Annotated in this window: 12 protein-coding genes; 11 read left to right on the top strand and 1 reads right to left on the bottom strand. The window is 49.5% G+C overall.

Annotated features, from left to right (window positions below):
• Positions 1–5 precede the first annotated feature (5 nt).
• From R6242_RS00155 to R6242_RS00130, 6 genes are all read left to right on the top strand, one after another.
• Positions 6–1,007: a sulfate ABC transporter substrate-binding protein gene (locus R6242_RS00155; protein WP_318422475.1), complete on the top strand. Its 1,002-nt coding sequence runs from the start codon at positions 6–8 to the stop codon at positions 1,005–1,007.
• Between the two features lie 250 nt (positions 1,008–1,257).
• Positions 1,258–2,091 (top strand): sulfate ABC transporter permease subunit CysT, encoded by an 834-nt coding sequence (cysT, locus tag R6242_RS00150; protein WP_318422472.1) that lies wholly within the window; start codon positions 1,258–1,260, stop codon positions 2,089–2,091.
• Complete coding sequence (gene cysW, locus R6242_RS00145) at positions 2,091–2,960, top strand: sulfate ABC transporter permease subunit CysW (protein ID WP_318422470.1); 870 nt, start codon at positions 2,091–2,093, stop codon at positions 2,958–2,960. The genes cysT and cysW overlap by 1 nt, the downstream gene beginning before the upstream one ends.
• Positions 2,961–3,071: 111 nt before the next feature.
• Positions 3,072–4,121, top strand: a complete 1,050-nt coding sequence (locus tag R6242_RS00140; RefSeq protein ID WP_318422467.1) for a sulfate ABC transporter ATP-binding protein — start codon at positions 3,072–3,074, stop codon at positions 4,119–4,121.
• A gap of 70 nt (positions 4,122–4,191) precedes the next feature.
• The gene (locus R6242_RS00135; protein ID WP_318422465.1) at positions 4,192–5,214 is read left to right on the top strand and encodes an HDOD domain-containing protein; all 1,023 of its coding nucleotides are present in this window, start codon (positions 4,192–4,194) and stop codon (positions 5,212–5,214) included.
• Positions 5,211–7,256, top strand: a complete 2,046-nt coding sequence (locus R6242_RS00130; RefSeq protein ID WP_318422462.1) for a putative bifunctional diguanylate cyclase/phosphodiesterase — start codon at positions 5,211–5,213, stop codon at positions 7,254–7,256. Before R6242_RS00135 ends, R6242_RS00130 begins: the two co-directional genes overlap by 4 nt.
• Positions 7,257–7,511: 255 nt before the next feature.
• Here the strand turns inward: R6242_RS00130 and rsmD are convergent, their stop codons facing one another.
• Positions 7,512–8,066, bottom strand: a complete 555-nt coding sequence (gene rsmD, locus R6242_RS00125) for a 16S rRNA (guanine(966)-N(2))-methyltransferase RsmD (protein WP_318422460.1) — start codon at positions 8,064–8,066, stop codon at positions 7,512–7,514.
• A gap of 141 nt (positions 8,067–8,207) precedes the next feature.
• Between rsmD and ftsY the strand changes: the two genes are divergently transcribed.
• The 5 genes from ftsY to rpoH all read left to right on the top strand — a co-directional run bounded on the left by ftsY (position 8,208) and on the right by rpoH (position 12,833).
• Entirely contained in the window at positions 8,208–9,473 is a 1,266-nt protein-coding gene (gene ftsY, locus R6242_RS00120; RefSeq protein WP_318422457.1) for a signal recognition particle-docking protein FtsY, read from the top strand.
• Positions 9,474–9,666: 193 nt separating this feature from the next.
• Entirely contained in the window at positions 9,667–10,194 is a 528-nt protein-coding gene (locus R6242_RS00115; protein ID WP_318422455.1) for a GNAT family N-acetyltransferase, read from the top strand.
• Positions 10,195–10,231: 37 nt separating this feature from the next.
• Positions 10,232–10,885, top strand: coding sequence for a cell division ATP-binding protein FtsE (gene ftsE / locus R6242_RS00110; RefSeq protein ID WP_318422453.1), 654 nt, complete (start codon positions 10,232–10,234; stop codon positions 10,883–10,885).
• Positions 10,886–10,891: 6 nt separating this feature from the next.
• Positions 10,892–11,794 (top strand): permease-like cell division protein FtsX, encoded by a 903-nt coding sequence (ftsX, locus tag R6242_RS00105; protein WP_318422450.1) that lies wholly within the window; start codon positions 10,892–10,894, stop codon positions 11,792–11,794.
• Between the two features lie 187 nt (positions 11,795–11,981).
• Positions 11,982–12,833 (top strand): RNA polymerase sigma factor RpoH, encoded by an 852-nt coding sequence (rpoH, locus tag R6242_RS00100; RefSeq protein WP_293936510.1) that lies wholly within the window; start codon positions 11,982–11,984, stop codon positions 12,831–12,833.
• Positions 12,834–12,902: the final 69 nt, after the last annotated feature.

Below are 12,902 nucleotides of genomic sequence, written 5' to 3'. Positions count from 1 at the left end.
TCGTCATGCGTCTTAAGTCTCTGCTCGCCGCCATTGCCCTCAGTACCAGCTTGCCAGCCTTTGCCGATAGCACCTTACTGAATGTGTCTTACGATGTAATGCGTGATTTCTATAAGGACTACAACCCCGCTTTTGCTAAATACTGGAAAGCCAAATCAGGCGAAGAGCTCACCATTCAGATGTCGCACGGCGGCTCTAGCAAGCAAGCGCGCTCAGTGATCGATGGCTTACAAGCCGATGTGGTCACCATGAATCAGCATAACGATATCGATGCCATCGCCGACAAAGCTAAATTACTCCCCGCCGACTGGGCCAAACGCCTGCCTGACGATGCAGCCCCTTTTACCAGCTTGCAGGTATTGATCGTTCGTAAGGGCAACCCTAAGGGCATTAAAGATTGGAACGACCTGACTAAAGCGGGCGTTGGCGTGATCGTGCCTAATCCTAAAACCTCGGGCAATGGCCGCTACACCTATCTGGCGGCATGGGGCTACGCGGCAAAGCTACCTAGCGGCAACGATGCAAAAGCGCGTGAATTTGTGGCCAGTGTCTTTAAAAATGTGCCGGTGCTAGATGCAGGCGGCCGTGCGGCCACGACTACCTTTATGCAGCGCCAGATTGGCGATGTGCTAGTCACCTTTGAAAACGAAGCCGAAATGATCGCCAAAGAATTTGGCCGTGGCAATTTTGAAGTGGTTTACCCCAGCGTATCCATCGAAGCCGAGCCGCCGGTCGCCATCGTCGATAAAGTGGTGGATAAAAAAGGCACCCGCAAGCAGGCCGAGGAATATCTGAAATACCTGTGGAGCCCAGCAGGCCAAGAAATTGCCGCGCAAAACTATCTACGCCCAAGAGACAAAGCCATCGCCGCCAAATACGCCAAGCAATTCCCTGCGATTAAATTGTTTGCGATCGCAGAGTTTGGCGGCTGGCAAAAAGCCCAAAAAACCCACTTTGAAGACGGCGCAATTTACGACCAGATTGCAGCAAGCATCGCTAAGCGCTGACAGCAAGCAGACAAAAATAAGATCTGTAGACGCTTATCTATCAAGTACATGCCAGTGGAAGTTGTCGCTCTCACAAAAACCCAAACCTTTAACCACGGAGGAAAGGAGAACACGGAGGGCCACGGAGAAAAACACAAAAGGTTTTCTCCGTGAAACTCCGTGTTCTCTGGGACCGAAGAGGTTCGAGATTTAGGTTTTATGTTGGGTAACATTACTACAGCTCTACTAACAACACCCCATCGGATTCACCATGCGCTTCAAACAGCCAAGCGTGTTGCCAGGGTTTAATTTAAGCCTTGGCTACACGCTGTTTTATTTATCCATCATCGTGCTATTGCCACTCTCTGCCCTCTTGATCAAAACCAGCGCCTTAAGCTGGTCGCATTTCTGGCAGATTATCAGCGAGCCGCGCGTTGTTGCCTCCTACAAGCTGACTTTTGGCGCGTCTTTTCTAGCGGCGCTGATTAACCTTGTCACCGGCTTATTAGTGGCATGGGTGTTGGTTCGCTACCAGTTTTTTGGTAAGCGTTTTGTGGATGCCTTGGTCGATCTACCCTTTGCTCTGCCTACCGCCGTGGCGGGGATTGCGCTGGCCACCATTTATGCCCCCAATGGCTGGATCGGCCAGTACCTTGAGCCATTTGGCTTAAAGATTGCCTTCACCCCCATCGGCATTGTGATTGCGCTCACCTTTGTCACCCTGCCCTTTGTCGTGCGCACGGTGCAGCCGGTGCTGCAAGATTTAGAACACGAGCTAGAAGAAGCCGCCTGTAGCTTAGGCGCAAGCCGCTGGCAGATTTTTTACAAAGTGATCTTCCCTACCATCTTACCGGCCCTATTAACCGGCTTTGCACTGGCCTTTGCTAGGGCAATTGGCGAATACGGTTCAGTGATTTTTATCGCTGGCAATATGCCTTTTATTTCAGAAATCACCCCGCTAATGATTATTTCCAAGCTAGAGCAATACGATTATCTAGGCGCTACCGCCATTGCCGTAGTGATGCTGGTGGTGTCCTTTGCCATGCTACTGCTGATTAATGGCCTGCAATGGTGGACGGCAAAGCGCTTAGGGAGAGTTAAATAATGGCCTCAACCATTCAACGCTCTATCGTCACCACAGAAAGCCGTGCCGTGCGCTGCGTGCTGATTAGCCTTGCGCTGCTGTTTATTGGGATTTTTTTACTTATCCCGCTGGCATCGGTATTTATTGAAGCTTTTCGGCAAGGCTGGCGGCTGTATCTGGCCGCGCTAATTGAGCCAGATGCGGTGTCGGCCATTAAATTAACCCTGATCGTGGCGGCTATTTCGCTACCCGCCAATCTGATCTTTGGCGTGGCGGCGGCGTGGGCAATTGCCAAATTTGATTTTAAAGGCAAAAGCTTTTTAACCACCCTAATTGATCTGCCGTTTTCTGTCTCCCCAGTAGTGGCGGGGCTGATTTATGTGCTGATGTTTGGGGCGCAGGGCTGGTGGGGGCCGTGGCTGATTGAGCATAATTACACCATTATTTTTGCCGTACCCGGCATTGTGTTGGCCACCATTTTTGTTACCTTCCCCTTTGTCGCCCGTGAGCTGATCCCACTGATGGAAGCTCAAGGCTCAGATGAAGAACAAGCCGCCATTGTGCTGGGCGCATCCAGCTGGCAAATGTTTTGGCGCATCACCCTACCCAAGATCAAATGGGCATTGCTCTACGGTGTGATTTTAGCCAACGCCCGTGCCATGGGTGAGTTTGGTGCGGTATCGGTGGTATCCGGCCATATTCGCGGCATGACCAATACCGTGCCGCTGCACGTAGAAATTCTTTACAACGAATACAACTTCGTCGGCGCATTCGCTTGCGCATCGATCTTGGCACTCTTAGCTCTGCTCACGCTTGCGGCTAAAAGCTATGTGGAATGGCGAGGTGAGCAACAAGCCGCCGCGGATCGACGACATGCAGTTGAGGAGTAACTCGGGAAGTCGGAAGTCATGCAGATGACCCTTAGCTTTTCTCTGTAGAACTCCGCGTCCTCTGTGGTTCAAGATTTGGGTTTTGCTACGCAATATCAAAAGGCATTCAATATGAGTATCGAAGTCAAAAACATCGCCAAGCGCTTTGGTGCTTTTACTGCGCTGGATAATCTAAATTTAGAAGTGCAATCGGGCGAGCTACTGGCACTGCTTGGGCCTTCGGGTTGCGGTAAAACCACGCTGCTGCGGGTCATTGCCGGCTTAGAAACGCCCGACCAAGGACAGATTTTGTTTCATGGAACCGACGCCACCGATACCCACGTTAGGGAGCGGCAGGTGGGCTTTGTTTTCCAGCACTACGCGCTATTCCGGCATATGACGGTGTTTGAAAACGTTGCCTTTGGCCTGCGGGTTCGCCCCAAAAAGACCCGCCCCACTGAAGCGGTGATCAAAGAAAAAGTCCATGCTCTGCTTAATATGGTGCAGCTGGATTGGCTAGCGGATCGCTTTCCGGCGCAATTATCCGGTGGCCAACGCCAGCGAATTGCCCTTGCCCGTGCGCTGGCGGTAGAGCCTAAAGTGCTACTGCTGGATGAGCCCTTTGGCGCGCTCGATACCAAGGTCAGAAAAGAGCTGCGCCGCTGGTTACGCCGCCTGCACGATGAAATGCATATCACCAGCGTGTTTGTCACGCACGATCAGGAAGAAGCGCTGGAAGTGGCCGATCGCGTGGTGGTCATGAACAAGGGCAAGATTGAGCAAATTGGCACTCCAGAACAGGTCTACGATACCCCCGCATCACCGTTTGTTTACCAGTTTTTAGGCGATGTCAATTTATTCCATAGCCGCGTTCACGAGGGCTGGGCCGAAGTAGGCGGTGCACGTTTTGCAGCACCCGCTGCCGCCCATTCCGCCGCGACAGTCTATGTGCGCCCACATGAAATTGATTTATCCCGTCTGGCCAATCCATCCGCGATTACAGGAAAAATCATCCATGTGCGCTTACTGGGGGCCACGGTAAGGCTGGAAGTCGCCGTCGTTAATGCAGATATTGTAGAAGTAGAAATCAGCCGCGAGCGTCAGCAAGAGGGACAATGGCAGGCAGGGGAAAGTGTTTTTCTTACTCCTAGAGAAGCAAAGGTCTATCCAACTGCGGCTTAAATTACCCCCAAACCCATTAATAGCCTGACAAAGCAATGACTCCTTGCCCATAGCTACTGACAGAGCTAGGGTGAAGAGTCATTTTGCTGCGCTGCTCATCATGTTACTTGAACCCGTTTGGAATACTGATCGCGAGTGGATTGCCCTAAGGCTGCATGCAGAGCCCGCCCAACTGGCCACCCTTGCCCCACTTTTTGCTGAATCTATCCTAGCAAATCTACCTTGCTTATGGGAAAGCTGCGATGGCTTGTTTCCTGCTGATTTAGCCGAACCGCATCCCTTTGTGATATTGCTCAATAATAATGAGCTTGCTCTGCCTTTTCCCCAAACAGCACGTAGGCTACTCACCGCCCCCAGCGAAGACCCTGGGCTAATCGCAGGCATTCAAACACTGCCTAGCCAACTCCCGCCTAAGGTTTGGTTAACCGGCACTTGGCTATTAGCGCCACAAAAACCCGATGGTCGCCCAAACCCCAGCAAGCCGGTTTTATTAGAGCTACTTGGATTAATTGTCAGCGATGCCGATACCCCCGCTATCGAGGCCGTGATCGCCAAAGCACCTCAGCTGGTGTTTAGCTTGTTAAGATTGGTTAACTCTGTAGCCGTAGGCGGCAGCACCCATGCAGAAAGCCTGCGCCAAGCCATCGCCATCTTAGGTAGGCGGCAATTGCAGCGCTGGCTGCAGCTTTTACTTTACGCTGAGCAATTTGGCGCAGACAGCGGCACGCCCCCACTGCTGCTTTTAGCCGCACTGCGTGCTAAACGGCTAGAAAACTGGGCGGGTAGCAGCGCCCTAGCCAATATCAAACCCGATGTGGCCTTTCTGGCAGGCATGCTCTCCCTGCTCGATCGCCTATTTGGCCAAACCTTAAACGAGATTCTTGACCCGCTCCCACTCAGCCCCGAGCTGCGTGCAGGCCTACTGGCTGGGGAAGGGCCGCTTGGTAATGCGATCAAAGCACTTGCCGCAATGGAGGCCGGTGATGAAGCAGCACTCAGCAATTTGCTCAGCGATACCCAATCAAGTACGTGGATGCAATCTGAAATCAACGCCTGCCAATGGGTTAGAAAACTATTGGCATCTGCCACATGAATAACGAGCTTGATAGCGAATCCGGCATCTATGCGGCGCTTGAAGCGTCGATCATTACCATGGATTTGGAAAGCTATATCACCGGCTGGAATCGTGGTGCCGAGCTATTATTTGGCTATCTGGCAGATGAAGTTTTAGGCAAACATATTCTACTTTTATATGCCGATGTAGAAAGCCAAGGGGAAGAAGACTGCTTTAATGAAGTCATCGCCAATGGTCATGCCGAAATGGATGTCAAACGGCGGCGAAAAGATGGTAGTAATTTCTGGGCGCATCTACACCTCACCTTGGTGCGCAATAAAGTAGGCCTACCCACACGGCTCATTGCTTATGTACGTGATATCAGCAGCCAACTGGCCAATGAAGAACGCAGCCGGCTCTATACCCGAATTTTTGAATATGCGCGTGAAGCGATTGTAATTACCGATCATAATCGCCTTATTGTGAGTGTAAACAATGCTTATTTAAAAATTACCGGCCGCAGTATGCAAGAAGTGCAAGGCACAATGCCTAGCTTTTTAAATAGCAAAGATAAATACACCTCTAAAGCCATTGAATCCACGCTTAAATCAATGGGGCATTGGGAAGGCGAAATATGGGATAAACGTGCCAATGGAGAAGCCTTCCCTGCATGGCTAACCATTAGCGCAGTACAAACAAATCATGGCACCGTCAGCCATTACTTTGCGGTGTTTTCTGACCACACAGAAAAACGCCAAACCGAAGCTAAAATCCATCAGCTGGCGTATTACGATACGCTCACCAGCCTACCCAACCGTGCCATGCTATTTTCTTTACTTGCCCAATCATTATCAGAGGCAAAACGCAAACAAAAACATGGCTCATTATTATGCTTTAATATTAATGGCTTCAAAAATATTAATGATTCATTTGGTCACGCCTCAGCAGATGTTTTACTCGCTGAATTAGCAAAACGCATCCGCCTTGCCCTGCGTGAAGAGGACGTGGTATCCCGCTTCAGTGGCGATGAATTTTATATTGCCTTATTTGAAATAGAGCAAAGAGAAGACGCTATTCTAGTAGCCCGCAGAATTTTACAATCTACTGCCGCACCATTTTATCTAAAGAATCAAGAAATTGTTTTACTTAGCCATATTGGCATTACTATTTATCCAGATGATGGATATGATGCAGAAACACTGATCAACAATGCCACCGTGGCCATGCATCGCGCCAAACAAAACAATCAAAACTATTTATTTTATTCCACAGAAATGAATCGTAGCTCCTTAGATAAAATCAAACTAGAAGCAGAGCTACATCACGCACTAGACTTAAATCAATTTGAGCTTTATTTTCAACCACAGGTTGACTTCCCTAGCAAAAAAATCATGGGCGCAGAGGCTTTAATTCGCTGGAAACATCCACAGAAAGGTATGATTCCCCCTTCTAATTTTATCCCTTTTGCCGAAGAAACAGGCTTGATTGTTGCCATTGGGAGCTGGGTACTCAATGAGGCAATTAGCCAAATTGCTGAATGGAAAAAAGCGGGGCTTTCGTTAGGCAGGCTGGCGGTTAATTTATCCGCCTTACAATTCAAACCCCAGTTACCCGATGAAATTGCGGCCATTTTAACTTATCACAAAATACCTGCCGAATTAGTTGAGCTAGAACTCACAGAAAGTTTATTAATGGGCAATGGGCAATCCGGTTTACTTAATCAATTGCATAGCAATGGCTTTAGCCTAGCCCTAGACGACTTTGGAACCGGCTATTCCAATTTGGCTTATTTACAAAACTATCCCATTGATTATTTAAAAATAGACCAATCTTTTGTACAGGCTCTACCAGACAACTTGCATTCTGCAGCAATTGTCCGCTCCATTATCGATATCGCTAGTAATCTAGGATTAAAGCTTATTGCCGAGGGAGTAGAAACCCAAGCCCAAGCCGAATATCTTTCTAAATTAGGCTGCAATTTAATCCAAGGCTATTATTGCTACCGCCCCATGAATGCCGACGCTTTTACTCAGCTGCTGATAAAACAACAAAGTGAAAATAGCCAAGAGAACGCTGATTAAATCGTCATCCCCGAATGTTTTATCGGCGATCCAGCGTAAATACTGGATTCCCGCCTACACAAGAATGACGAAATTGAATAAATCAGAACTCACCTAAGCTTGGCTCGCTAAAATTAAGCAAGCCAGATCTTAGATCACAGAGAAAAACAGCCGTTAAATGATGCTGTTTTATGGATGGCTTCTTATAAGCTGCTCATGAGTAAAACCCGCAGATTTAAGTATTTAGCTAGCAAAAAATCCACGAATCTCACCCGCTTACACCGTTAAGCTTTGCTTCAACAAGGCGTATTTCACCTGCCCAGCTTTGCCCTCTTTAACGATCTCCCAGCCTTCTCTATCCGGCCAGTTAGCAGTTTCTGCGTAGATCACTGCGCCAGCATTGAGCACTCGGGGGAGTTTTGGTAATACTTGCGCTAAAAAATCTGATGCAAAGGGTGGGTCTAAAAACACCACGTCAAACCGCTCCGCCGTACTATCTAAAAAGCGCAGCGCATCGCCCCAAATCACCTCAATATTGCTAGCCCCAAGCAAATTTTGATTATCTTTTAGGCTAGCAGCCACGTTTTTATCCCGCTCTACCATCACTACACGCTTGGCATTCCTTGATGCGGCCTCAAAACCCAGTGCGCCGCTACCAGAGAATAAATCTAAGCAAGTCAGATTGGTACACTCTTGGCCTAGCCAATTAAATAACGTTTCACGCACCCGATCCGGCGTAGGGCGTAGGCCTTCTGCGTCAGGAAACTTCAATAAACGGCGTTTATAGTCACCGCCAATAATACGAACCTGGTTTTTGAACTGTGCGGCCATGTTAAAATCCTAGCAATCTGTAATTAAATAGCCCAGCAGCCTGTTAATACGCTAAGCCACTGAGTGGTTTTTCGCAGAAAACAGACTTTTTTCGGCAGGCTGCCCGCATTTTCCGCCATCTTTCGGAATCCCCGCAAACTCATGTTCAGTTTTTTTCGCAAAAAAAAGCCGGTTGCACCGGTTACACCAGAAACACCACTGGTGGCAGAGCCTGTTCAAATCGACACGGCACCTATCAATCAAACGGCGGAAGTTGTAACTGACTCGCTTCCCGCCCCCATTGCAGCCCCTATTCAGCAGCATGAAACCATCGCCATTGAAACAGCGATAGCAGAGCCCGCCACAGCCCCCCTTCAGAGCGTAGAGCCTGAAGCCGTTGCTGTTGCTGTTGCTGTTGCTGCTCCTGCTCCTGCTCCTGCTCCTGCTCCTGCTCCTGCTCCTGCTCCTGCTCCTGCTCCTGCTCCTGCGGCCATTATTGAGGCTGCTCAGCCACAAGCCAAACTTTCTTGGTCTGAGCGCCTAAAAGCGGGCCTAGCTAAAACCCGTGATCGTCTGGGCAAAAGCTTGGCGGGCCTATTTGGTGGCGGCCAGATTGATGAAGATCTGTATGAAGAGCTGGAATCAGTGCTGCTCACCGCCGATATGGGTGTCGATGCAACACAACATTTATTAGATGATGTACGAAACCGTGTAAGCCTTGCTGGGCTTAAAAATGGTAGTGAGCTGAAAGGCGCATTACAAAGCTCCCTCACCGATTTAATCAGCCCACTACAAAAGCCGCTGGATATTAGCACCCATAAGCCCTTTATTTTGATGGTAGCGGGTGTAAATGGTGCAGGTAAAACCACCAGCATCGGCAAGTTAGCCAAGTATTTCCAAGGCCAAGGCCTGAGCGTATTACTGGCCGCTGGCGATACTTTCCGCGCTGCCGCGCGTGAGCAGCTGGTGGTCTGGGGCGAGCGTAATGGCGTGCAGGTGATTGCCCAAGATGGCGGTGATTCTGCTGCGGTGGCTTTTGATGCGGTAAATGCCGCCAAGGCGCGCGGCATTGATGTGGTGATTGTGGATACCGCAGGCCGCCTGCCAACACAGCTGCATTTGATGGAAGAAATCAAAAAAGTAAAACGCGTGGTACAAAAAGCCGATCCTACTGGCCCGCATGAAATCATGCTGGTACTAGATGCTAATAACGGCCAGAACGCGCTTAGCCAAGTGAAATCCTTTGACGATGCGCTGGGCCTCACTGGCTTAATCCTCACCAAGCTAGACGGCACGGCCAAGGGCGGCATTATCGCCGCCATTGCCAAACAACGCCCTATTCCACTGCGCTTTGTTGGCGTTGGCGAAAGCATTGACGATCTACGCCCATTTATTGCCAAAGACTATGTAGACGCACTGTTTGATTAGATAGATGGGGGCCTCGAAAAACCTATATTTCTAAATAAGACAAGGCGCGTTTTAAAAAAACCGACGCTGCATATGTTTGATATGTAAGGAGATTTTTTTAAAGCGCAACGCAATATTATGAGACCAGATGGGTTTTTCGAGGCTCCCAGATATAGGGCACGGCATGCCGTGCCCCCTACAAATGGCGGTTTTGATGCATCAACACATCTCCTTTCGCACCGCCAGCCTTGCTGATGCACAAAACTTAGCCGCGCTGGCGATCCAAGTTTGGCTACATACCTATGCCACGGATGGAGTTCGGCATGATATTTCAGCCTATGTGCTGAGTGAATTTACCACCGAAAAATTCGCCGCACGGATCAACAATCCACAGTATCGCCTGCTGATTGCGGAGAATAAGGGCCACCTTATCGCCTACGCCATGCTTGATTTGGCCGCTAGCAATACAGATTTGCCCAGCGCCGAGCTGAAAACTTTTTATGTCCAAGAAGCCTTTACCGGCCAAGGCATAGGCAAGCAGCTCTTGGCCTATGTAGAACGTAATCTCAATCAGCAGGCCTATTGGCTCAGCGTAAATAGCAACAATACCCGCGCCATTACCTTTTATGCACACCAAGGTTTTGTTCAGCATGGTGTAACATATTTCGAGTTTGGCGGTAATCAGTACCAAAACAAGGTGCTGGTGAAGCATCTAAAAGCGGTAGATATCAAACATATGTAAAGGCATGCCGTGCCGTTACAGAGAAATAGGGCCTCTTATGATCCAGTTCCAGCAAGTCAGTAAACGCTATCCTGGCGGCTTTGATGCCGTAAAGAATTTAAGCTTTGAGATTCCAAGCGGCGAGCTGGTGTTTTTAGCTGGCCATTCCGGTGCAGGTAAATCGACGCTATTAAAGCTGATTGCAGGAATAGAAAAGCCCAGTGGTGGCGTGGTGAACGTCAATGGCCAAAATATGGCGAAGATGAACCGCAGCTCCCTGCCCTATATCCGCCGCCATTTAGGGCTGATTTTTCAAGACCATAAAATCCTGTTTGATCGCACAGTATTAGATAACGTCAGCCTGCCGCTCGACATTATTGGCTTTAATCATAAAGAAGGCCGCCGCCGCGTTTTGGCCGCGCTCGATAAAGTAGGCCTCACCGGCAAGGAAAAGCTCAATCCCGTTTCGCTATCGGGCGGCGAGCAGCAGCGATTATGCATCGCCCGTGCCGTGGTGCATCGCCCCGCCATTTTACTGGCCGATGAGCCAACCGCTAATTTGGATAGAGATTACGCCCATGATATTTTGGAGCTGTTTAAATCCTTTCACCAAGTGGGTGTCACCATTGTGATCTCCGCACACGATGAAACCCTGATGGCAGATTATGGCCGCCGGATTTTACGTTTGAAAAACGGTCAATTTTCTGCCTGAGGCGATATGAAACACTGGTTAAGACTTCATGGCCAATCACTGGCCCGCACCTTAGGCGCATTAGTTCGCCATCCTTTTTCAAGCGCGCTTAATCTGCTGGTGATTGGTATCACCGCCGCGTTGCCTTTAGCGCTTTGGCTGCTTATTAACAGCGTTTCTAGCGTAGTGAGCCAAATTCATATTGAGCCGCAAATTTCGATCTTTATGCGCGATTCCGCCACTAAAGAAGACCTGAGCACGCTCGCCGAGCAGCTAAAAAAAGACCCGCGCATCGCCAGCAGCCGGTTTATCGCCAAGGACGAAGCACTCAAAGAAATGCAGGCATCCTCTGGTGCCGCCAATTTATTAGCGGGCTTAAGCGAAAACCCACTCCCCGATGCTTTTATTTTAAGCAGCAAAGAGGGCCAAGCCGCTAACCTAGAAGCCTTGCAAAAAGACTTACTAAGCCGGCCTGGCGTGGACGAAGTTCAGCTTGATTCGGCGTGGGCGCATCGTTTAGAAAGGCTACTCGCCTTAGGCCAAACGCTATTTGAAGTGATTGCGGTTTTGCTGGCCACGGCCCTGACGCTGATTACCGGCAACGCCATTCGTATGCAAATCTTGACGCGCAAGGAAGAAATTGAGGTTGCGCGGCTGATTGGTGCAACGGATGCCTTTATCCGTCGACCATTTATCTACTTTGCCATGGTGCAAGGTTTACTCGGCGGCTTGTTTGCTTGCGCCATCGTGGCGGGTATTTTGTCGCACCTCAACCCTGCCGTGCTTGATTTAGCCAACGCGTATGGGCAAAAATTTAGCTTATTGTCACCAGACTTTAGTACAGTCGTCATAGTATGTGGCCTATGCACCCTGCTTACTTTTATCGGAGCATGGCTTGCGGTATGGCGACATTTGCGGCAATTTACCTAAAAAAATACAAGGCACAGCACTGGGCTATTAATTTACGCTATGGTCCAGATAGGAAAAATTGCCGTGCCTCACCGCCCCATAATGTGATTGAATCAACTGACTGAATAAATGAACTTCGTCATATTTTGGCACTCTCACGATACGAGTGCTAGAATCAACGAGTGTTTTTGCAAGGAGAGATTTAAACATGGCAGCTGCACTTACACTTCCCGTTCTATCTGGCGGCGACAGCATCGAGAGTTATATCCAGCGTGTAAATACGGTGCCTATGCTCTCACAGGAAGAGGAAATTAGCCTTGCTGAGCGCTTTCGCCAGGAGAATGATCTGGAGGCAGCCAAGCAGTTGGTAATGTCCCACCTGCGGGTCGTAGTATCGATTGCGCGCGGCTATTCTGGCTATGGCCTGCCACAGGCAGATCTTATCCAGGAAGGCAATATCGGCTTAATGAAAGCCGTAAAACGTTTTGAACCAGGCCGTGGCGTACGCTTGTTTTCCTTTGCCGTGCATTGGATTAAAGCTGAAATCCACGAATATGTGCTGCGTAACTGGCGCTTGGTGCGGGTTGCCACCACCAAGGCTCAACGCAAATTATTCTTTAATCTGCGCTCCATGAAGCCAGGCTTTGCCGCACTCACTACCTCAGAAGCGCAAAAAATCGCTGATGATTTAGGGGTAAAACGCGAAGAAGTGCTAGAAATGGAAACGCGGATGAGCGGCCAAGATATCTCGCTGATCTCGGACGATAACGATGACGAAGGCTACGCGCCCATTGATTGGCTTGCCGATCACGACAGCGCACCAGACGCCACTCTCGCCCGCCGCGCTACCGATAAGCTGCATACAAGCGGCCTGCAAATGGCACTGGCCAGCTTAGACGAGCGCAGCCGCCGGATTGTAGAAACACGCTGGCTGGCCGACGAAGGCTCGTCCTTAACACTGCATGACTTAGCTGCAGAATTTAATGTCTCAGCAGAGCGCATCCGCCAGATCGAGGCCAAAGCCCTCAGCAAAATGAAGCAGGCATTGTTGCCAGCATAAAAAAACGGAGCCAACGGCTCCGTTTTTTTATGCCTTCATATGTTGGAATAAAACATAAAACCCAGATAT

The sequence above is a fragment of the Iodobacter sp. CM08 genome (assembly GCF_033446605.1).
Taxonomy (GTDB): Bacteria; Pseudomonadota; Gammaproteobacteria; order Burkholderiales; family Chitinibacteraceae; genus Iodobacter.
Note: the sequence above shows the minus strand (reverse complement) of the source record. Positions and strands in the feature narration are given on the sequence as shown.

What these genes read in the sequence shown, in the direction of transcription:
- R6242_RS00155 (WP_318422475.1), top strand. Translation starts at nt 6, where the DNA reads ATGCGTCTTAAGTCTCTGCTCGCCGCCATTGCCCTCAGTACCAGCTTG.
- cysT (WP_318422472.1), top strand. Translation starts at nt 1,258, where the DNA reads ATGCGCTTCAAACAGCCAAGCGTGTTGCCAGGGTTTAATTTAAGCCTT.
- cysW (WP_318422470.1), top strand. Translation starts at nt 2,091, where the DNA reads ATGGCCTCAACCATTCAACGCTCTATCGTCACCACAGAAAGCCGTGCC.
- R6242_RS00140 (WP_318422467.1), top strand. Translation starts at nt 3,072, where the DNA reads ATGAGTATCGAAGTCAAAAACATCGCCAAGCGCTTTGGTGCTTTTACT.
- R6242_RS00130 (WP_318422462.1), top strand. Translation starts at nt 5,211, where the DNA reads ATGAATAACGAGCTTGATAGCGAATCCGGCATCTATGCGGCGCTTGAA.
- rsmD (WP_318422460.1), bottom strand. Translation starts at nt 8,066, where the DNA reads ATGGCCGCACAGTTCAAAAACCAGGTTCGTATTATTGGCGGTGACTAT.
- ftsY (WP_318422457.1), top strand. Translation starts at nt 8,208, where the DNA reads ATGTTCAGTTTTTTTCGCAAAAAAAAGCCGGTTGCACCGGTTACACCA.
- R6242_RS00115 (WP_318422455.1), top strand. Translation starts at nt 9,667, where the DNA reads ATGCATCAACACATCTCCTTTCGCACCGCCAGCCTTGCTGATGCACAA.
- ftsE (WP_318422453.1), top strand. Translation starts at nt 10,232, where the DNA reads ATGATCCAGTTCCAGCAAGTCAGTAAACGCTATCCTGGCGGCTTTGAT.
- ftsX (WP_318422450.1), top strand. Translation starts at nt 10,892, where the DNA reads ATGAAACACTGGTTAAGACTTCATGGCCAATCACTGGCCCGCACCTTA.
- rpoH (WP_293936510.1), top strand. Translation starts at nt 11,982, where the DNA reads ATGGCAGCTGCACTTACACTTCCCGTTCTATCTGGCGGCGACAGCATC.